This window comes from Streptomyces sp. NPDC030798 (genome assembly GCF_055572275.1).
Map to the genome: position 1 here is coordinate 661,031 of NZ_JBVIDR010000002.1, position 19,375 is coordinate 680,405.

The window sequence follows — 19,375 nt, forward strand, 5'->3', positions numbered from 1 at the left end:
TTGTACCGTGGATGAACAAAGTGGCTCCCGCCCGTTCACCCTGACCGGCGGGCGGGGCCGCCTTGTCCCCTTCCTCCTGCCCGGAGCCGCCTCCCTGCCTGCCCCGTTCTCTGCCCCGTTCCTGTCTGGAGCTGCCGATGCCGGCCACCGTTCTCACCGCCCGCGCCCTCCTGCTCGACATGGACGGCACCCTCGTCGACTCGGACGCCGTGGTCGAGCGGATCTGGCGACGCTGGGCCGAGCGGCACGCACTGGACGGCGACGAGGTGATGAAGGTCGTCCACGGGCGCCAGGGGCACGCGTCGATGGCGGTGCTGTTGCCCGGCCGGCCGATGGAGCAGAACCTCGCCGACAACGCGCGCATGCTCGCGGAGGAGACCGCCGACCTGGACGGCGTGGTCCAGGTGCCCGGGGCGCGCGCCTTCCTCGCCTCCCTGCGGGAACTCCCGCACGCGCTCGTGACCTCCGCCGACGTCGCCCTGTCCGGCGCGCGCATGGCGGCTGCCGGGCTGCCGATGCCCGAGGTGCGGATCACCGCCGAGTCGGTGGGGGCCGGCAAGCCCGACCCCGAGGGGTTTTTGAAGGGCGCCGCCGAGCTGGGGGTCGATCCGGCGGACTGTGTCGTCTTCGAGGACTCCGGCGCCGGGATCGCGGCGGGGCGGGCCGCCGGGATGCGGGTCGTGGGCGTCGGCCCCCGCGCCGCCCTGCACGGGCCCGACGTCGTCGTCCGGGACCTCACGCAGGTGCGGGTCGAGACCCTGGGAGACGGGCGGGCCCGGCTGCACGCGGGCTGAGCGGGCCGGCCGTACGCCGAGCGCGGGCCGGCTGTGCGTGGGCTGAGCGGGCCGGCCGCACGCCGAGCGTGGGCCGACTGTGCGTGGGCCGAGCGCGGGCCTGCTGCACGTGTGCTGAGCGGGCCGGCCGCACGCGGGCTGAGCGGGCTGGCCGTACGCCGAGCGCGGGCTGAGCGGGCCGGCCGCATGCCGAGCGCGGGCCGGCTGTGCGTGTGCCGAGCGGGCCGGCCGTACGCCGAGCGCGGGCTGAGCGGGCCGGCCGCATGCCGAGCGCGGGCCTGCTGCGCGTGGGCCGAGTGGGCCGGCCAAGGGTGTGCGGGGGCCGAGCGGGGGCCGAGTGGGGCGGGCGCGCCTCTTGCCTTGCCGCTACGGCTCCGACGTCTCCGACTCCAGTGCGGCGCGGGTGGCCGGGCCGTAGACACCGAGGTCGTCGCCCTGGATGCCCCGGGCCCACTGGTAGTTGCGCACGGCGTCCTCGACCGGGCGGGTGAAGACGCCGGTGACCTGGTCGCCGTAGAGGAGCAACTGCTTGAGGCGGAGCTGCAGTTCCGTCACCTCCGGGCCCTGGTCGCCGAGCCGCAGCACCGGCGCGGAGGTGCGTTGTGTGTTCGGGGTGCGGGCGACCGTCGCGGATGGGCTCGGCGAGGCCGGGCGGGACGGGCTCGGGGAGGCCGTGGAAGGGGAGGGGTCGGCCGACGGGCTCGCGGGCGTGACTGCGGGCGGGGCGGGCGCCGGGCGGGTCGAGGGGGAGTGCGCCGGAGCGGACCGGGACGGCCTGCCGTGGGCCGGCGTCACCTCAGGGACGCTCTGCCGTATCTCCTGGGCCGCGTGGTCCCGTGCGGGCGCCCGGTAGGACAGCAGCCCACTGGCGACACCGGCCGCCGCCACGACGGCGACACCGGCACCCGCGGCCGACAGGAGGAGGGTGCGGCGGGAACGGCGAGGTGCCTTCTCCGGGGGCGGGGGCGGGGGCGCGGCGTTCGCCGTCCCGATCGGCTCGCTCCAGGGGGCGGGTTCCGTGGGTGCCACGGGCGGGTCCGGCCGTCCCGGCTCCTGCGGGGTCGCGGCTCCCGTCACCCCGTCCGGTTCCGCCGGAGCCCTGCCGTCCGTCGCCACGGCGCCCCGGTCGGGCTCGGCACCCGCGGTGGGCTCGCCCACCTCCACGTAGGGGCGTATGCGTATCGGGTGGAAGTCCTCCGCCGCTGCCGCCCGGGCCGTGCGGGCCTCGCGCAGGGCGTCGGCGACGCGTCGGGTGCAGTCGCAGGACGGCGTGTTGTCCGCCCCCCTCGGCGCCCCGCACTGCGGGCAGGTGTGGCCCGTCGGTTCCGTCACGTGTCCGTCCCCTCCCCTCGGGAACTCCCGAGTTTATGCAGAGATCCTTCACATCCGCCGTGCGGGACGGACACCCGGACGGACGGAGAGGCGGAACGGCAGGCGGAAGGACGGACAGAAGGACAGGTGGAAGACCGGGGCGATGGGGGACTCAAGAGGCCGTAAACGGTGACAGCGCCGACGATGGTAGGTGTGCACCCGAGCCTCGGGAGGTCTCGATGACCCTGGACACGCACGGCACGGCGAAGGACGTGCAGGCCGCCGAGCACGTCTCCGGCAACGTGCTCGTCTCGATCGGCGCCCTGCTGCTCGGGCTGCTGCTCGCCGCGCTCGACCAGACCATCGTCTCGACCGCGCTGCCCACCATCGTCAGCGATCTGGGCGGCCTCGAGCACCTGTCCTGGGTCGTCACCGCCTACCTCCTCGCCTCGACCGCCGCCACCCCGCTGTGGGGCAAGCTCGGTGACCAGTACGGGCGCAAGCGGCTGTTCCAGACCGCGATCGTCATCTTCCTCATCGGCTCCGCACTGTGCGGCATGGCGCAGAACATGCCCCAGCTGATCGCCTTCCGCGCACTGCAGGGCCTGGGCGGCGGCGGGCTGATGGTGCTGTCGATGGCGATCGTCGGCGACGTCGTGCCCCCGCGGGAACGCGGGCGCTACCAGGGGCTGTTCGGCGCCGTGTTCGGCGCCACCAGTGTGCTCGGACCGCTGCTCGGCGGGCTGTTCACCGAGCACCTGAGCTGGCGCTGGGTGTTCTACGTCAACCTGCCCGTCGGCGTCGTCGCCCTCGCCGTGATCGCCACCGCCCTGCACATCCCGCGCCGCACCGCCCACCACGTCATCGACTACCTCGGCACCTTCCTGATCGCCTCGGTCGCCACCTGTCTGGTCCTCGTCGCCTCGCTCGGGGGCACGACGTGGGCGTGGGGGTCGGCGCAGATCATCGCGCTCGCCGTGCTCGGGGTCGTCCTCGCCGTCGCGTTCGTCGCCGTCGAACGGCGGGCCGCCGAACCGGTCCTGCCGCTGAAGCTGTTCGGCATCCGCACCTTCTCCCTCGCCGCCCTGATCAGCTTCATCGTCGGCTTCGCCATGTTCGGCGCGATGACCTACCTGCCGACCTTCCTCCAGGTCGTGCACGGCATCTCGCCGACCATGTCCGGGGTGCACATGCTGCCGATGGTGTTCGGCCTGCTGCTGTCCTCCACGATCTCCGGGCAGATCGTCAGCCGCACCGGCCGCTGGAAGGTGTTCCCGATCGCCGGCACCGCCGTGACCACGATCGGCCTGCTCCTGCTGCACCGGCTGGACGAGCACAGCTCCACCACCGAGATGAGCCTGTACTTCTTCGTCTTCGGCCTCGGCCTCGGCCTGGTCATGCAGGTCCTCGTCCTCATCGTGCAGAACGCGGTGTCGTACGAGGACCTGGGCGTCGCCACCTCCGGTGCGACCTTCTTCCGCTCCATCGGCGCGTCCTTCGGCGTCGCCATCTTCGGCACGGTCTTCGCGAGCCGGCTCGGCGACAAGCTCGCCGACGCCTTCCGGGGCGTGCGGCTGCCGCCCGGTGCGAGCGCCGACACGCTGAAGTCCGACCCGCGCGGCATCGCCGCCCTGCCGCCCGGCCTGCGCCCGGCGGCCCTGCACGCGTACGCCTCGGCCATCACCGACGTGTTCCTCTACGCCGCCCCGGTCGCCGTCCTCGGCTTCGTCCTCGCGTGGCTGCTGAAGGAGGACCGGCTGCGCGGCTCGGTCACCGCGCCGGACGCGTCCGAGACGATCCCGCCCAACCCGGTGGAACGTTCCTCCTACGACGAGGTGTGCCGCGCGCTGTCCGTGCTCGGCACCCGCGAGGGGCGCCGGCAGATCTACCAGGAGATCACCGAAAGGGCCGGTTACGACCTGCTGCCCGCCGCGAGCTGGATGCTGCTGCGCATCCGCCGGTACGGCTCGGTGGAGCCGGGCGTGCTGGCCGAGCGCACCTCCGTCCCGCTGCAGGCGGTCATGGCCGCGGCCCGGCAGGTCGAGGAGCGGCGCCTGGCCGAACGCCGGGGCCTGGACCTGGTGTTGACCGAGTCCGGCCGCGAGACCGCGGAACGGCTGGCCGCGGCCCGCGAGGAGTCCCTGGCCGAACTGCTCGGCGACTGGTGGGCCCCGGGCCGGTCCACCGACCTGGACCGGGTGGTGAAGGACCTCACCGACGAACTGTGCGGCGCGGAGCGGGAACGCCCGCACAACGGCGGCACGGTGACGAGGGCCGGCTGACGGACCGGGGCGCGGCTCTGCCGAGCGCGGCAGGAAACATGGCCTCGGGCTAGGACGACGTCCCGGGCTCGGGGCCGCAGACGGTGGCTTCGGGTTCGGTCGTGGCGTCGGCCTCGGGCGACAACAGGTCCTTGCGGAACCAGTGTTCGGCGTACGGGTCGTCGTTGTGGCGCCCGGTCTCCGCGTAGCCGAGGCGGGCGTACAGGGCCCGGGCCTCCACCAGGTCGCTGCGGGTGTCGAGGATCAGCCGCCGGGCGCCCAGCGCGCGGGCGGCCTGCTCGGCGGCGGCGACCAGCAGCGCGGCCCCGCCCCTCCCGCGCATCCCCTCCCGCACGAACACCCGGGTGAGCTCGGCCGTGTCCGGGTCCAGCAGCCGCACGCCCGCCGTGCCGGCCGGCTCGCCGTCGTACCGGGCCACCAGCAACCGGCCACGCGGCGGCGCCAGTTCGGCTCCGGTACGGGCCGCGATCTCCCGCTCCAACTCGGCCGGGTCGGTGCGGTGCCCCTCGTGCAGCAGGTACCAGCGGTCGCTGACCTCCGTGTAGTACGCCCGCCACAGCGCACCGGCGACCGGTGAGTCGTACGGCTCCGGAGTGATCGTCCACGTCATGCCGGTCATTCTGGGCCGCGGTCACGGACCCGCCGCAACCGGATAACCGCGCCCCCGCAGACTGTCCCCGTGAACCGAACCGACCGTCTCTACGCCCTGGTCGAGGAGTTGCGCGCCGCCGCTCCCCGGCCGCGCAGCGCCCGTGTGCTGGCCCGGCGCTTCGAGGTCAGCGTCCGCACGATCGAGCGGGACCTGGCGGCACTGCAGCAGTCCGGGGTGCCGATCCACGCCGAGCCGGGCCGCAGCGGCGGGTACGTCCTCGACCGGGCCCGCACCCTGCCGCCGCTGACCATCACCCCGGCCGAGGCGACCGCGCTGGCCGTCGGGCTCGACGCCCTCGCCGGGACGCCGTTCGCGGCCGACGCGCGCAGCGCGCTGCACAAGGTGCTGGCGGTGATGCCCGGGCGCGAGCGGAGGGCGGCGGCGGAACTGGCGGAGCGGGTACGGCTCCTCGTACCGGCCGCTCGCCCCGCCCGGACCCCGCAGCCGGTCGTGGCCGGGCCCCTGCGGGAGGCGCTGACCGCCGGGAGGGTGCTGCGCCTGGAGTACGCCGACGCGGCGGGCGCCGTCACCGCCCGGGACGTGGAGCCGCTCGGCTTCCTCGGTGGTGAGGAGCACTGGTACCTGGCCGCCTGGTGCCGGCTGCGGCAGGCGGCTCGGGGTTTCCGCCTCGATCGCGTCCGCGCGGTGACGGCCCTCGCCGAACCGGCCCCGCCCCGCCCCGTCGACCTGGCCTCGCTCGACACCCTGGGCTCCGACCTGGTGCCCCTCGGGGAACTGCGCATGTGACGGCAATCACCGACAGGGGGTTGTCGCATCCGGGGCGGAGGCTGAGGTCCACCAGCAGTGGGACCTCACCCGAAAGGCGATCAGCCATGACTCCGCACTCCGCGTCCGCCCTCCCGGCCTCCCCGGCGACCGGCGGCACCCTCACCACCGCCGCCGGCATCGCGCTCTTCGACCGCTGGACCGCCCTGTGGAACGGCGACTTCAGCGACCCCGAGGCCTTCCTGGCGCCCGGCTTGCGCATCCGCTTCGGCAACGACCCCGAGCAGGGGAGGGCCACCGACGCCCTGCACGGCCCGCAGGCCGTCGTCGACTTCGTCTCCGCCTTCCGTACGGCCCGGCCCGGACAGCACTACGCCGTCCAGGGGACCCCGCTCGTGGACGCCGGGCCCGGGCAGGTCGCCTGCCGCTGGTACGTGACCCTGCCGGACGGCATCCAGAAGAGCGGCATCGACCTGTTCGAGGTGGTGGACGGGCGGATCGCCACCGTCTGGTCGGTGACGGGACTGCGCCGCTTCGGTGCCTGACGCCCGTTTGTGGCCCGCCTTCCGGGTCACCCGAGTGGTGTACCGGCCAGTGGGGCCGGTCCGACCTGGAAGGCAACCATGTCCACAGGCTGGATCATCGCTGTGATCGTGATCGCGGCGGTCGTGGTGCTCCTCGCGGCCACCGTGATCCTGCGCGCCCGCGGCAGGCACGGCGGGCCGGACCTGAAGCGGCGCTTCGGGCCCGAGTACGAGCGGGCCGTGGCCCGGCACGACGGGGACACCACGGCCGCCGAACGGGAACTGACCGAGCGGATCGAACGCCACGGCAACCTGCGCGAGCGTCCGCTGGACCCGGCGGAGCGCGACCGGTACGCGCAGCGCTGGACGGCCGTGCAGGAGCGGTTCGTCGACGCGCCCCGGGACGCCGTCGCCGAGGCCGACCGGCTGCTCGCGGAACTCGCCGGCGCCCGAGGCTACCCGGACGGCGGGCGGTACGAGGAGCAACTCGACGCGCTGTCCGTGCACCACGCCGACCATGTCGAGGGCTACCGGCACCTGCACCGGGTGTCCCGGGCCGGGGCGAGCGGGGCCGGCGGCGGCACGGAGGAGCTGCGGGCGGCGCTCGTGGAGGGCCGCGAGCTGTTCGACGACCTGATCGACACGGGCAGGGCGGCCGGCCGCCACCGCGCCGGCGCTCTGACCGGTACCGGCAACGGCCACGGCTCCACCCGCTCCCACACCCCGTGGTCCCTCCACCGGGGCCGTCCGAAGGAGAGTTGAGCCATGGCGCAGGACAGGGAGACCGGACCGGGCGCGGAGAAGTACGAGAGGTACCGGCCGGAGGAAGACATCACCGGCCCCGCCCGCAAGCCGGGAGACGAACGAGCCCCGGGCGACCGCCTGCCGGGCGAGCCGACGCTCGGTGAGCGCATGGCCGGTGAGCCGGGAGGCCCGGCGGGTTCCGAGCGGCTGTCCGGCGAACGGCTGCGGTCCGACGACCGCGTGGACCGGGCGCCCGGTGTCGCCGGTCCGGGGCGGGAAGGGCTGACGGCGGACGACCGCGTCCCGGGCGACACGGGTACGTCGGCGCCCGGCCGGGAGCGTGCCGCCCAGGGGGACCGGATGCCGGACGACGGGCTCGGTGCGGCCACCTCGGGCGCCACGGCCGGCCGCGAGACGGGCGTCCCCCAGAGCGCGGCGCCGGACACCCGGCCGGGCACGGACACGGGCGCGGGCACCGGCACCGGCACGGCCAGGGACACCGGCACGCCGAGCGGGACCGCCCGGCAGGGGAACGGGCACACCGGTGCCGCCGCCCCCCTGCTCCCGCACGAGGAGTCGGAGCAGTGGGAGGAGCGGCTGCGGCAGACGGCCGCCGGATTCGTGGACGAGCCCCGTGCGGCGGTCGAGGAGGCGGACCGGGAGCTCGAGGAGATCGCCGTGCGGTTCAACGAGGCCGTGACCCGGCGCCGCCGCACCCTGCGCATGTCCTGGCAGGGCGAGGAGGACCGCCCCACCCGTGAGTCGGACACCGAGCAGCTGCGCCTGGCGCTGCGGGACTACCGCGAGCTGGCCGGACGGCTGCTGCACCTCTGATCCGAGAAGTCTCATCGAGAACATCTGATCCGAGACGAGGAGACGGTCCCGGCCGGTGCGGTCGGGGCCGTCAGCCGTGCGGGCCCGGGAACTCCCCCGTGACCTCGGCGCGGCGGCGGCGCCACTCCCGTACGACCTCCTCGACGTCGTACGGCTTCTTGCCGAGCGGCGGGCCGGGCGGGGGCTTGAACATCATGTCGCGGATCTTCACGTTGACGTCGGTGATGATCTTCCGGACGATCCGCTCCGAGGGCGCCGCGTAGGCCGCGGCGAGCGCGTCCTCGGCCTCCTTGCGCAGGGCCAGCGCGGGCGGCAGCACGGCGAGCCCCTCGCGGGCCATCTTCCGCTTGACCCACCACAGTTCGTCGTACGTGGACTCCAGCTCCGCGGGCAGCGGCTCGCCCGCGCCCGGCAGCCGGTCGAACTCGCCGCGTCCCTGGGCGTCCCGGATCTGCTTGTCCACCCAGGACTCGAACGGCACCCCCGGAGGCTTGCGCTCGGTCATGAGCCCATTGTGCCGGACATGGCCCCGCCGGGCGTTTTATCATGCGGCGGCGGTGCGGCAATTCGGCCACCGCACAGGAACGTCCCAGGGGGAACGCACGTGCTCGAACTCACCATGGCCGCCGTCTCCGCGGCCGACACGGGTGCCACGGCCGGCATGACGATGGCCGACGCGCCCAGCGAGCCGGGCGCGGTGCTGCGAGTGGGCCGGGACGCCTCCGTGTGCCGGCTGGTCACCCCCGAGGACTGGCTGTTCGTCTCCCGGGTGCACCTGGAGTTCCAGTGCGGCCCCGACGGCGCCTGGCAGGTGGTGTGGCTGCGCGGCTCGCAGGCCGAGCCGTCGTCCGAGGTGCGGCTGACCGTCGGCGAGTACGCGCAGACCATCGCCTACGGCGGCAGCGTGACGCTGCCGCGCGGCGGTGCGGGCGAGATCATCATCCAGGACCGCACCGAGCCGCGCAGCGTCAACGTGGGCTTCTACCACGAGGTATGAGCCCCGGGCGTGGGCCCCGGGCCCGGCTCAGGCCAGCACCCGGGCCAGCGCGAAGCCGTCGTAGCCCTTGCTGCCCACGGTCTGGAGCGCGGTGCCGGTGAGCCTCGGGTGGGTGGCGATCAGGTCGAGGGCGGCGCGGGTGCCGACGATGTCGGGTTCGGTGCTGCCGGCGTCGACGATCCGCCCGCCGCGCACCACGTTGTCCAGGACGATCAGGCTGCCCGCGCGGGTCAGCCGCAGCGCCCACTCCACGTAGTGCGGGTTGTTGCCCTTGTCGGCGTCGATGAAGACCAGGTCGAACGGGGCCGGGTTCTCGTCGGCGAGCTTGGGCAGCGACTCCAGGGCCGGGCCCACCCGCACCTCCGCCACCCGGTCCAGGCCCGCGCGGGCGAGGTTGCGGGTGGCGACCTCGGCGTGCTTGGCGCTGTACTCCAGCGAGATGAGCCTGCCGTCGGCCGGCAGGGCTCGAGCCATCCAGATGGTGCTGTAGCCGCCGAGGGTGCCGATCTCCAGGATGTTGCGGGCGCCCTGGATCTGGGCGAGCAGCTGGAGGAGCTTGCCCTGGGGTGCGGTGACGCTGATGTGCGGTAGCCCCGCGGCCTCGCTGTCGCGCAGGGCCGCCTGGAGCGCATCGTCGTCCGGTGACAGACGGTTGCTGAAGTAGGTGTCGACGTCGTCCCAGTGCTGCGACCCGCTCATGAGTCTGCTGCCTTTCCCGAGTGCCGAGTGTCTGCGCTTACCCTGCATCGTCTCAGCCGGGAGGGGCCGACGGGGGATCAATTCCGGCGTCGCTGCCGACCGGGCGCGGTCCTCGCCCGCCCGGCCTGATCCGGACGGCAGGCCCTAGCGCTCCGCCACCGCGGGCGCGGACCCCGGCAGCGGGCGCCCCGCCGACTCCGCCATGCGCCACACCGCGAATCCGCCCACGACAGCCGCGGCCATCATGTAGTACGCGGGCATCATCATGTTCCCGGTCGCCCCGATCAGCGCCGTGACGACCAGCGGGGTCGTCCCGCCGAACAGGGACACCGACACGTTGAAGCCGATGGACAGGGAGCCGTAGCGCACCCGGGTCGGGAAGAGAGCGGGCAGCGCGGCCGGCATGGCCGCCGTGAAGCAGACCAGCAGCAGCCCCAGCGCCCCCATGCCCAGCGCGACGGCCGGCAGGCTGCCCTGGCGGATCAGCAGCAGGGCGGGGACGGAGAGGAACAGGAAGCCGGCGCAGCCCGCGGCGATCACCGGACGGCGGCCGACCCGGTCGGTCAGCGCGCCCGCGAACGGCTGGACGATCATCATCAGCGCCATCACGCCGAGCACCACCAGCAGCCCGTGCGTCTCGTCGTACTTCAGCTCACTGGTCAGGTAGCTCGGCATGTACGACAGCAGCATGTAGTCGGTGACGTTGAAGACCAGCACCAGGCCCATGCACAGCAGCAGCGCCGGCCACTGGCCGCTGACCATCTCGCGCAGCGGCACCTTCGGCCGGGCGGCCTCCGCCTTCTCGACCTCGGCGGCGAACGCCGGGGTCTCCTCCAGGCGCATCCGCAGGTAGAGGCCGACGACGCCCATCGGGCCCGCGATCAGGAACGGGATCCGCCAGCCCCAGGACGTGAGGTCGTGCGAGGAGAGCAGGGCCGTCATCACGGTGACCAGGCCGGCGCCGCCGATGTAGCCGGCCAGCGTGCCGAACTCCAGCCAGCTGCCGAAGAAGCCGCGCTTCTTGTCCGGCGCGTACTCGGCGATGAACGTCGACGCGCCCGCGTACTCGCCGCCGGTGGAGAAGCCCTGCACCAGCCGGGCGGCCAGCAGGAGCAGCGGGGCTCCGACGCCGATCGAGGCGTACGACGGGATGAGGCCGATCGCGAAGGTGCCCGCCGCCATCATGATCATGGTGAGGGCGAGGACCTTCTGGCGGCCCACGCGGTCGCCGAGCGGGCCGAAGACCATGCCGCCGAGCGGGCGGACCAGGAAGGCCGCGGCGAAGGCGCCGAAGGCGGACAGCAACTGGGCGGTCGGGTTGCCGGAGGGGAAGAAGACCTTGCCGAGGGTGACCGCGATGTAGCTGTAGACGCCGAAGTCGAACCACTCCATCGCGTTGCCCAGCGCGGCCGCCTTCACGGCGCGCCTGACGAGCGCGGGGTCGGTGACGGTGACGCCGGTGGCCTGCGCGGCCCGGCGGGTCTTCTCATGCGGGATGACGGCTGCGGCGGTCGCCAAAACGGGGCTCGCCTACCTTTCGACGGGGACAGGGACGCGACCCGGACGGCGGCGGTGACGCAGGGCCGAAAAGCGACCATAGGCGGCGTTGGGTGCCTCACGTCGTGTACGCGAGTCGATGCACAGTGCAGCCAAACGATGCGTACGCAGGTACGTCTGTCCGCTTCCGGGCAGCCATTCCGGTCCTTCGCTGTGATCCTTCTCGCGTCACGGGCAAGCAACCGCAACGCGCGCGGACTATCGTCTTCCGGGTCATCCGGATTATCCCGGCGATTCAGAGCATCCCGGCCATCTGGGCTATTTGCGCCATCGGGGCCATCTGGGTCATCCGGACAGAGTGAGGCGTACGAGGGTGCGCGGGAACCGGTGCGGTGACGCCCGGGACGACGCGGCGGGAGGCCGACCAGGCGTGGCGGACGTGGAGCACAGCGGGCGACCGGCACAAGCCCATGGACCGGCCGCGCCGGACCTGCGCCTGCGCGCCGCCCGGCTCGCGCTGTGGGCCGTGGCCGCGATCCTCGCGCTGCGGCAGATGGCCCTCGTGCTGACCACCCCGAGCGGCGAACGCCTCACCGACCTGGAGACCTGGGTCGGCCCCCACGGCGTCCTCCACGTGAACGGCTCGCTGTACGACTCGACGCGCTTCACCGGCACACCGTTCTCCGGTCTCGTCCTCAAGCCCCTCACTCGTTCGGCTGAACAAGCCCTCGGCTGGGGCTGGACCTTCGGCACCCTGCTCCTGGTGGCCGCCCTCGGCCTGGTCGCCGCCCGCGCACTGCCCCCGCCGGTCGGCCGCCGCACCGCGCAGCTCGCCGCGCCGGTCGCCATCAGCCTGCTCATGCTGTCCCTGCCGGTCCGCAACGCCCTGTGGCTCGGCCAGACCAGCATCATCCCGGTCCTGCTGGTGCTGCTCGGCTGCTTCACCGTGCGCGGGCAGCGGGCGAGCGGGCTGTGCATCGGCCTGGCCGCCGCGTTCCAGCCGACCGTGCTGCTGTTCGCCCCGCTGCTGTGGTGCACCGGGCGCCGCCGGGCCGCGCTGTCCACCGTGGGCGTCTTCGCCGCCGGCACCGCGCTCGCCTGGGCCGCGATGCCGCACGACACCTACACCTACTGGGTGCACCACATGGCCGGCGTCGGCCTCGGCGGCAAGGCGGACGGTCTCGGCAACCAGTCCCTGCACGGCGCCCTGCTCCGCCTGGGCCCGACCGGCCCGCTGGAGATCACCCTCTTCCTGCTGCTCGGCGCCGCCGTCAGCACCCTCGCCCTGCGCCGCGCGGTCCGCTACGCCCACGACGGCCAGCTGCTGCTCGCGGTCGCCGTCACCGGCTGCGCCGCCGTCGCCGTCTCCCCGACCACCTGGCAGCACCAGCTGCTGTGGGTGCTGCTCGCCGTCGTCGGCCGGGTCGGCAGACGGGCCTCGGACCGGTACGTCTGGCCGGTCGCCGTGGTCCTGGTGATGACCCTCCCGGCGAGGATGATGCTGCCGAACATCCCGGCGGTGTACCCGCTGCGCAACGACCTGGTGCTGCTCGCGGCCCTGGCCGCCGCCGTCGCCGTGCCCTTTCTGCCCCGCACCTCGCCGTACTACCGGGCGCCGATCCCGACCCGGTACGCCGCGCCGGCGCCGGCCCGCTCCCGGCACGTCCCCCTGCTGCCGTCCCTCGGCCGGGTGCTCAGCCGGCCCAGCCTGCTGCTGGAACTGCTGCTCATCCGCGTCACCTACGCCGTCTACTCCTCGGTGCGCCTCGCCGCGCAGGGCAGCCGGGCCGCCGCCGAGGCGCACGGCCACCAGATCCACTCCCTCGAGCGGGCCCTGTCCCTCGACGTGGAGCACTGGGCCAACCGCACCGCCGTCGCACGGCCCTGGCTGAACGGCCTCCTCGGCTTCTACTACGAGTCGTTCCACTTCGTGCTGCCGCTGGCCGTCCTCGCCGTCCTGTACGTCCGCCGGCCCGTGGACTACCGCTGGGCGCGCACCAGCCTCGGCTTCGCCACGTTCCTCGGCCTGGTGGGCTTCTGGCTCTACCCGCTGGCGCCGCCGCGGCTGATGCCCGGGCTCGGCTTCGTCGACACGGTGCACGGCGCCCAGAACCTGGCCAGGCCCGGCTACGGCGCCATGACGGCGGTGACCAACCAGTACGCGGCGATGCCGTCGTTGCACTTCGGGTGGGCGCTGTGGTGCGGGATCGTGATCGCGGTGGTGGCGCCGAGGGGGTGGCTGAAGGTGCTGGGCCTGCTGCACCCGCTGCTCACGGTCTCCGCGATCGTGGCGACCGCCAACCACTGGGTGCTGGACGCGGTGGGCGGTGCCATGGTGGTCGGCGCCGGCTTCGCCGCGACCCGTCTGCTCTCGGGGCCGCGCGCGCTCGCGGTGCCGGAAGCCGGCCGACACCGGCCGGAACCCGCCGTCCACCGGCCGGGTGCCGAGCACGGTGGGCACGTCCCGGGAGGACACCATCGCTCGCCACCCTGATCTGCGGCGCCCGCCGCGGCAGGAGGCGGGCACGCGGATCGCCGAGCCCCCGCCGGCGCGGGCCGTGCCCGTGCTCGTCCCCGCGGTGGCCGCGCTCGCGCTCGGACTGTGGGGGATCGACCGGCACGGCAGCATGTGGCGCGACGAGTCGGTCACCTACCAGGTGGCCCACCGCTCCCTGGGGCAACTGTGGCACCTGCTCGGCCACGTCGACGCGGTGCACGGCCTGTACTACCTGCTCCTGCACGCCGTCTTCGCGGTGTGGGACGGCGGTCCGGTCGCCCTGCGCCTGCCCTCGGCACTGGCCACCGCCCTGGCGGCGGCCGGGGTCGGCGCGATCGGCGCACGGCTCGCGGGCCCCCGGGCAGGGGTGCTCGCCGGGCTCGTCCTCGCGCTGCTGCCGGTCACCCAGCAGTACGCGCAGGAGGGCCGCTCCTACGCGCTCGTCACGGCCGGGGTCACCTGGGCGACGTACCTCTTCCTGCGCGGGGTGGGTGCGGAGCGGCGCCGGTGGTGGGCCGGGTACGCGGCGGCGCTCGCCCTGGCGGGCTGGCTGCACGAGTTCGCCGCCCTGGTGCTGGTGGCCCACGCGCTGACCCTGTGGTGGCTGCGGGTGCCGCGCCCCGTGTGGCGCCGCTGGGGCACGGCCTGCGCCGTCGTCGCGCTGGCACTGGCACCGCTGGCCGCGGTGAGCGCGGGCCAGGCCGACCGGCAACTGGGCTGGCTCGGCCGCGCGAGCCTCATGGCGTGGCTGCAGTACGCGGCGATGGTGACGGCGGGTGCCCTGTGCGCCCGCCTGCTGCTGCGCGGCACGGACACCGGACGGGCTGTCCTGGTGCGGCTCGCCCTTCCGCTGCTGGTGGCCCCGGCGGGACTGCTGATGACGGTGTCCCTGGCCCGGCCCTGGTACGTCGACCGGTACGTCCTCTACGGCATGGCCGGCCTCGCCCTGCTGACCGGGGCCGCGCTGGACCGGGCGGCCGGGTGGTGGCGCCGGCTCGCCCCCGGGCCACGGATCCTGACCGCCTCACTGTCCTCGGTGACGGCGATCGCGGTCCTGCTTCCCTGGTCGCTGCTGGTGCGCTCCCCGGAGAGCCGCAAGGACGACGTCCTCGCCGTCTCCCGGGCGGTCGCGCGGGTCGCCCACCCCGGCGACGGCGTCCTGTTCCTCCCGGCCCGCCGCCGCGAATGGCTCCTCTCCAGCCCGACGCTCTACGCCCGCCTGAACGACCTGGCCCTGGCCCGGTCGCCGACGGCCTCCGGCACCCTCCAGGGCACCGAACTCCCGCCCCCCACCCTGCACCACCGCATCCGCGCCACCCCCCGCATCATCGCCCTCTCCGACCCACCCGACCAGCCCCTCGACCCCTTCCCCCAGGAGGCCGCCAAACGGGAGGAGCTGCGCAGCCACTTCCAGGTGTGCGAGCGGATCCGGGTGCGGGGGGCCGAGGTGACCGTGTACGCGTGGCGGGGGCGCTGCGGGGGGTGAGACCGGCCGGTTCGCACCGACCTCCCGGATCCCTGACCGGAAACCGTGCCGCGTAGGGCACGGCACCCGGTCGAGAAGGCCGGAATCCTCGGCTTCAGCCCGAGGGGCAAGTCAAAGCCGCTGGATGATCGTGCCCGTTGCCAGGCCGCCGCCCGCGCACATCGTGATGAGGGCGAACTCCTTGTCCGCGCGCTCGAGTTCGTGCAGCGCGGTGGTGATGAGGCGGGCGCCGGTGGCGCCGACCGGGTGACCGAGGGCGATGGCGCCGCCGTTGACGTTGACCTTGGTGAGGTCCTGCTCGAAGACCCGGGCCCAGCTCAGGACGACGGAGGCGAAGGCCTCGTTGATCTCCACCAGGTCGATGTCCCTCAGTGACATCCCCGCCTTGCCGAGCACGGTCTTCGTGGCGTCGACGGGGCCGTCGAGGTGGAAGTGCGGATCGGCACCCACCAGGGCCTGGGCCACGATGCGAGCGCGGGGCTTCAGCTTCAGTGCCCGGGCCATCCGTTTGGACGCCCACATGACCGCTGCCGCCCCGTCCGAGATCTGCGAGGAGTTCCCGGCCGTGTGCACCGCCGTCGGCATCACCGGCTTGAGCCCCGCCAGCGCCTCCAAGGAGGTGTCCCGCAGCCCCTCGTCCTTGTCGACCAGCCGCCACATGCCCTGCCCGGCGTGCTGCTCCTCCTCCGTGGTCGGCACCTGCACGGCGAACGTCTCCCGCTTGAAGCGCTCCTCCGCCCAGGCATGGGCGGCCCGCTCCTGGGAGAGCAGCCCCAGCGCGTCCACGTCCTCCCGCGTCAGCCCCCGGTGCCGCGCGATCCGCTCGGCCGCCTCGAACTGGTTGGGCAGGTCGACGTTCCACTCGTCCGGGAACGGCTTGCCCGGCCCGTGCTTCGACCCCGAGCCCAGCGGCACCCGGGACATCGCCTCGACACCGCAGCTGATCCCGACGTCGATCACCCCGGCCGCCACCATGTTGGCCACCATGTGCGAGGCCTGCTGCGAGGAGCCGCACTGGCAGTCCACGGTCGTCGCCGCCGTCTCGTACGGCAGCCCCATGGCCAGCCACGCGGTGCGCGCGGGGTTCATGGACTGCTCGCCGGCGTGGGTCACCGTGCCGCCGACGATCTGCTCGACCGCGTCGGCGGGGATGCCGGTGCGGCCGAGGAGTTCACGGTAGGTCTCGCCCAGCAGATAGGCGGGGTGCAGATGGGCGAGCGCGCCGCCGCGCTTGCCGATCGGGGTGCGTACGGCTTCGACGATCACGGGTTCCGCGGCCATGGGGGTGCGTCCTCTCCTCGGTCGCCCGCGCGGCGCGGAGGCGTCCCGGCCCGCCCGCCACGCAGAACTAGAACGCGTACTAGTTCTGGCATGCAGTCTGCTGACACACCGTCCACCGCCGCAAGGGTCGTGCAGCGGCCGAAGGTGCGAACCGTCCGCGGCGCCCATGCGATTCGGGCCGACACATGTCTTGCTACTTCTAGAACCCGTTACTACGTTCACGGCACCCCACTGATGGTCCGTCAGATGGCTGGAGTCGCCGATGCACTGCCCCGCGCTGCCCGACGGGTTCGACTTCACCGACCCCGACCTGCTGCACCACCGCGTGCCCCTCCCCGAGTTCGCCGAGCTGCGCCGCACCGAACCGGTCCGCTGGATCCCGCAGCCCCACGGCCTCGCGGGCTTCGCCGACACCGGCTACTGGGCCGTGACCCGGCACGCGGACGTCCGGTACGTCTCCACGCACCCGGAGCTGTTCTCCTCCACCCTCAACACCGCGATCATCCGCTTCAACGAGCACATCCGACGGGACGCGATCGACGCCCAGCGGCTGATCCTGCTCAACATGGACCCGCCCGAGCACACCCGGGTCCGCCAGATCGTGCAGCGCGGCTTCACCCCACGCGCCATCCGCGCCCTGGAGGACCGGCTCCGCTCCCGCGCCGGGGCCATAGTCGCCGCCGCCCGCGCCCGCTCCGGACCCTTCGACTTCGTCACCGAGGTCGCCTGCGAACTGCCCCTGCAGGCCATAGCCGAGCTGATCGGCGTGCCCCAGGAGGACCGCTCCAAGATCTTCGACTGGTCCAACAAGATGATCGCCTACGACGATCCCGAGTACGCCATCACCGAGGAGGTCGGCGCCCAGTCCGCCGCCGAGATCATCGCCTACGCCATGAACATGGCCGCCGAGCGCAAGCAGTGCCCGGCCCACGACATCGTGACGACCCTGGTCGCCGCCGAGGACGAGGGCAACCTCAACTCCGACGAGTTCGGTTTCTTCGTGCTGATGCTCGCGGTGGCCGGCAACGAGACGACCCGCAACGCCATCACCCATGGCATGCACGCCTTCCTCACCCACCCCGACCAGTGGGACCTCTTTCTCCGCGAGCGTCCGGCGACCACGGCCGAGGAGATCGTCCGCTGGGCGACCCCGGTCAACTCCTTCCAGCGGACGGCCACCCAGGACACCGAACTCGGCGGCGCGAAGATCAGGAAGGGGGACCGGGTCGGCCTCTTCTACGCCTCCGCCAACCACGACCCCGACGTCTTCACCGACCCCGACGCCTTCGACATCACCCGCGACCCCAACCCGCACCTCGGCTTCGGTGGCGGAGGCCCGCACTACTGCCTGGGCAAGTCCCTCGCCGTCCTCGAGATCGACCTGATCTTCAACGCCCTCGCCGACGCCATGCCGACCCTCCGCCTGGCCGGCGACCCCCGCCGGCTGCGTTCGGCCTGGATCAACGGCGTCAAGGAACTCCAGGTGCAAGCGGACTGACAGCCCTCCGGTCGGGGCCGACGGCTCCCGGCGCCGCCGGCCCACCCCGAGGGAGGCAGGAACACCCCGTCCCTATGCCCGTTCCTGCCTCCCCCGAGGTCCGGTCCGCCGCCTCACTCCCGCCCCGACGCCACGAAGGCCAGCACTCCCGACGCGGCCGCCGCGAGCAGCAGCGGGAGGCCCAGGCCGGCGTGCAGAACCAGCCAGGCGCCCAGGGCGGCGCCGGCGAGCATGGCGATCACCGAGGCCGTGCGGCGCGGGGAGCGAGGGCTGGTGGCGTCGCCCAGGCGGGACTCGGAGGCCAGGCCGGTCAGGGTCATCGTCAGGACCGTGGTGGTCAGGTCGGGGACGCCCAGCTTGCGGACCGTCGCGTTGCGCAGGCCCATCGCGAAGGCGGTGAGCGCGATGAGCGCGTACCGGGTCCCGGTCGTGTCCGGCCAGGCAAGGGCCACCGCCGCCGACACGCCGATCAGCAGTGCCTCCGCCGCCAGCGTCAGCCGGGCCCACCTGCGGCGCGGCCCGCCGCCGAAGCGCGCCGCCATGCGGCCGCCGGCCACCGTGCCCAGCAGGAAGAGGAGCAGCGAGGTCGCCGTGTTGGGGACCGAGAAGCCGGGGGCGCCGACGGCGGCGAAGCCCAGGACCACCACGTTGCCCGTCATGTTCGCGGTGAACACCCGGCCCAGGCCCAGATAGCTCACCGCGTCGATCAGCCCGCTGACCACGGTCAGCACCAGGAGCACGGTCACCAGCCGCACCCCGCGCTCCTCCGGGTCCCGTGTGGGCGGTGTCCTCATGGCTCCTCCGGGTCGGCCTGCGCACAGTACCGGGACTGCCTGCCCAGGGGGCCGGAGGACGCGCGGGTGCGGTCGTCGCCTGTACGGCTTCCGCACACACGCGCGCACCCCCGCCCGGCCGGGGCGAGGGTGCGGATGCTGTGGAGGAGGGGCCGTCGACCGCGCGGGAGCGGGTCGTACCGGGCGGCCCGCCCGGATCGCACGCCGGTGCGGCGCGGTGCAGCGCTGGTGCGTGGTTTCGGCAGCGGACCAGCGGCCGTCAGCGGCGGTTCAGCCGCGGAGCGGCGGGGGAGGGGCGTCTCGGAGCCGTCGACTCAGTACCGGCCGTGGGCTCAGTACCAGCCGTTGGCCTGCCAGAAGGACCAGGCCTTCACGGGGCTGCCGTAGCGGGAGTTCATGTAGTCCAGGCCCCACTTGATCTGGGTGGCCGGGTTGGTCTTCCAGTCGGAGCCGGCCGAGGACATCTTCGAGCCCGGCAGGGCCTGGACCAGGCCGTAGGCACCGGAGGAGCTGTTGGTGGCGGTGGGGTTCCAGCCGCTCTCCCGCTCCACGATCTTGCTGAACGCGTTGAACTGCGCGGCGTCCGGGATCATCTTGTGCGCGATCGCCTGGGCGGAGGAGGCCGAGGCCGGGGTGGCGGCCTGGGCGGGAGCCGCGGACAGTGCCATGCCGGCGGTGGCGGCGGCCACGGCGACGGTGGTGAGGGCCTTCTTCGGGGAGGCGATGCGGCGGATGAAGGAGACGGACACGGAGAACCTC

Annotated in this window: 18 protein-coding genes; 10 read left to right on the plus strand and 8 right to left on the minus strand. The window is 73.7% G+C overall.

Going from position 1 to position 19,375, the window contains the following annotated elements:
* Nucleotides 1–137 precede the first annotated feature (137 nt).
* Complete coding sequence (locus ACZ404_RS07465) at nt 138–794, plus strand: HAD-IA family hydrolase (RefSeq protein WP_468436849.1); 657 nt, start codon at nt 138–140, stop codon at nt 792–794.
* Between the two features lie 366 nt (nt 795–1,160).
* Here the strand turns inward: ACZ404_RS07465 and ACZ404_RS07470 are convergent, their stop codons facing one another.
* Nucleotides 1,161–2,126, minus strand: coding sequence for a peptidoglycan-binding domain-containing protein (locus ACZ404_RS07470; protein ID WP_468436851.1), 966 nt, complete (start codon nt 2,124–2,126; stop codon nt 1,161–1,163).
* Between the two features lie 218 nt (nt 2,127–2,344).
* Here ACZ404_RS07470 and ACZ404_RS07475 point away from each other — a divergent pair, with 218 nt between their 5' ends.
* On the plus strand, nt 2,345–4,387 hold the full coding sequence (locus tag ACZ404_RS07475; RefSeq protein WP_468436853.1) for a DHA2 family efflux MFS transporter permease subunit: 2,043 nt from the start codon (nt 2,345–2,347) through the stop codon (nt 4,385–4,387).
* A 49-nt stretch (nt 4,388–4,436) separates the two neighbouring features.
* Here ACZ404_RS07475 and ACZ404_RS07480 read toward each other — a convergent pair whose 3' ends face one another.
* Complete coding sequence (locus tag ACZ404_RS07480) at nt 4,437–4,997, minus strand: GNAT family N-acetyltransferase (protein ID WP_468436855.1); 561 nt, start codon at nt 4,995–4,997, stop codon at nt 4,437–4,439.
* A 69-nt stretch (nt 4,998–5,066) separates the two neighbouring features.
* On the opposite strand from ACZ404_RS07480, the gene ACZ404_RS07485 reads away from it, so the two are divergent.
* The 4 genes from ACZ404_RS07485 to ACZ404_RS07500 all read left to right on the plus strand — a co-directional run bounded on the left by ACZ404_RS07485 (nt 5,067) and on the right by ACZ404_RS07500 (nt 7,867).
* A complete protein-coding gene (locus tag ACZ404_RS07485) occupies nt 5,067–5,786 on the plus strand; it encodes a helix-turn-helix transcriptional regulator (RefSeq protein ID WP_468436857.1) in 720 nt (239 codons plus the stop codon).
* An 86-nt stretch (nt 5,787–5,872) separates the two neighbouring features.
* On the plus strand, nt 5,873–6,310 hold the full coding sequence (locus tag ACZ404_RS07490) for a nuclear transport factor 2 family protein (protein WP_468436859.1): 438 nt from the start codon (nt 5,873–5,875) through the stop codon (nt 6,308–6,310).
* A 78-nt stretch (nt 6,311–6,388) separates the two neighbouring features.
* Entirely contained in the window at nt 6,389–7,051 is a 663-nt protein-coding gene (locus tag ACZ404_RS07495) for a hypothetical protein (protein WP_468436861.1), read from the plus strand.
* 3 nt (nt 7,052–7,054) lie between these two features.
* A complete protein-coding gene (locus ACZ404_RS07500; protein WP_468436863.1) occupies nt 7,055–7,867 on the plus strand; it encodes a hypothetical protein in 813 nt (270 codons plus the stop codon).
* A 70-nt stretch (nt 7,868–7,937) separates the two neighbouring features.
* On the opposite strand, the gene ACZ404_RS07505 is transcribed toward ACZ404_RS07500, so the two are convergent.
* Nucleotides 7,938–8,372, minus strand: coding sequence for a DnaJ family domain-containing protein (locus ACZ404_RS07505; protein ID WP_468436865.1), 435 nt, complete (start codon nt 8,370–8,372; stop codon nt 7,938–7,940).
* Between the two features lie 99 nt (nt 8,373–8,471).
* Here ACZ404_RS07505 and ACZ404_RS07510 point away from each other — a divergent pair, with 99 nt between their 5' ends.
* Complete coding sequence (locus ACZ404_RS07510) at nt 8,472–8,864, plus strand: FHA domain-containing protein (RefSeq protein WP_468436867.1); 393 nt, start codon at nt 8,472–8,474, stop codon at nt 8,862–8,864.
* A 27-nt stretch (nt 8,865–8,891) separates the two neighbouring features.
* Here the strand turns inward: ACZ404_RS07510 and ACZ404_RS07515 are convergent, their stop codons facing one another.
* Together ACZ404_RS07515 and proP are read right to left on the minus strand one after the other, a co-directional pair.
* A complete protein-coding gene (locus tag ACZ404_RS07515; protein ID WP_468436869.1) occupies nt 8,892–9,563 on the minus strand; it encodes an O-methyltransferase in 672 nt (223 codons plus the stop codon).
* A 144-nt stretch (nt 9,564–9,707) separates the two neighbouring features.
* A complete protein-coding gene (gene proP, locus ACZ404_RS07520; protein ID WP_468437188.1) occupies nt 9,708–11,060 on the minus strand; it encodes a glycine betaine/L-proline transporter ProP in 1,353 nt (450 codons plus the stop codon).
* A 430-nt stretch (nt 11,061–11,490) separates the two neighbouring features.
* Between proP and ACZ404_RS07525 the strand changes: the two genes are divergently transcribed.
* Nucleotides 11,491–13,554: a bifunctional glycosyltransferase 87/phosphatase PAP2 family protein gene (locus ACZ404_RS07525; RefSeq protein ID WP_468436871.1), complete on the plus strand. Its 2,064-nt coding sequence runs from the start codon at nt 11,491–11,493 to the stop codon at nt 13,552–13,554.
* Nucleotides 13,502–15,043, plus strand: coding sequence for a glycosyltransferase family 39 protein (locus ACZ404_RS07530; RefSeq protein ID WP_468436873.1), 1,542 nt, complete (start codon nt 13,502–13,504; stop codon nt 15,041–15,043). Before ACZ404_RS07525 ends, ACZ404_RS07530 begins: the two co-directional genes overlap by 53 nt.
* 111 nt (nt 15,044–15,154) lie before the next feature.
* Here ACZ404_RS07530 and ACZ404_RS07535 read toward each other — a convergent pair whose 3' ends face one another.
* Nucleotides 15,155–16,324 (minus strand): steroid 3-ketoacyl-CoA thiolase, encoded by a 1,170-nt coding sequence (locus ACZ404_RS07535; protein ID WP_468436875.1) that lies wholly within the window; start codon nt 16,322–16,324, stop codon nt 15,155–15,157.
* A 262-nt stretch (nt 16,325–16,586) separates the two neighbouring features.
* On the opposite strand from ACZ404_RS07535, the gene ACZ404_RS07540 reads away from it, so the two are divergent.
* The gene (locus ACZ404_RS07540; RefSeq protein ID WP_468436877.1) at nt 16,587–17,822 is read left to right on the plus strand and encodes a cytochrome P450; all 1,236 of its coding nucleotides are present in this window, start codon (nt 16,587–16,589) and stop codon (nt 17,820–17,822) included.
* 113 nt (nt 17,823–17,935) lie between these two features.
* Here ACZ404_RS07540 and ACZ404_RS07545 read toward each other — a convergent pair whose 3' ends face one another.
* Both ACZ404_RS07545 and ACZ404_RS07550 read right to left on the minus strand, forming a co-directional pair.
* Complete coding sequence (locus tag ACZ404_RS07545; RefSeq protein WP_468436879.1) at nt 17,936–18,616, minus strand: YoaK family protein; 681 nt, start codon at nt 18,614–18,616, stop codon at nt 17,936–17,938.
* 332 nt (nt 18,617–18,948) lie between these two features.
* A complete protein-coding gene (locus ACZ404_RS07550; protein WP_468436881.1) occupies nt 18,949–19,365 on the minus strand; it encodes an aggregation-promoting factor C-terminal-like domain-containing protein in 417 nt (138 codons plus the stop codon).
* Between the last annotated feature and the right edge of the window lie 10 nt (nt 19,366–19,375).

Coding starts and splice junctions, on each gene's coding strand:
- ACZ404_RS07465 (WP_468436849.1), top strand. CDS start 138: ATGCCGGCCACCGTTCTCACCGCCCGCGCCCTCCTGCTCGACATGGAC.
- ACZ404_RS07475 (WP_468436853.1), top strand. CDS start 2,345: ATGACCCTGGACACGCACGGCACGGCGAAGGACGTGCAGGCCGCCGAG.
- ACZ404_RS07480 (WP_468436855.1), bottom strand. CDS start 4,997: ATGACGTGGACGATCACTCCGGAGCCGTACGACTCACCGGTCGCCGGT.
- ACZ404_RS07490 (WP_468436859.1), top strand. CDS start 5,873: ATGACTCCGCACTCCGCGTCCGCCCTCCCGGCCTCCCCGGCGACCGGC.
- ACZ404_RS07495 (WP_468436861.1), top strand. CDS start 6,389: ATGTCCACAGGCTGGATCATCGCTGTGATCGTGATCGCGGCGGTCGTG.
- ACZ404_RS07500 (WP_468436863.1), top strand. CDS start 7,055: ATGGCGCAGGACAGGGAGACCGGACCGGGCGCGGAGAAGTACGAGAGG.
- ACZ404_RS07505 (WP_468436865.1), bottom strand. CDS start 8,372: ATGACCGAGCGCAAGCCTCCGGGGGTGCCGTTCGAGTCCTGGGTGGAC.
- ACZ404_RS07515 (WP_468436869.1), bottom strand. CDS start 9,563: ATGAGCGGGTCGCAGCACTGGGACGACGTCGACACCTACTTCAGCAAC.
- ACZ404_RS07535 (WP_468436875.1), bottom strand. CDS start 16,324: ATGGCCGCGGAACCCGTGATCGTCGAAGCCGTACGCACCCCGATCGGC.
- ACZ404_RS07540 (WP_468436877.1), top strand. CDS start 16,587: ATGCACTGCCCCGCGCTGCCCGACGGGTTCGACTTCACCGACCCCGAC.
- ACZ404_RS07545 (WP_468436879.1), bottom strand. CDS start 18,616: ATGAGGACACCGCCCACACGGGACCCGGAGGAGCGCGGGGTGCGGCTG.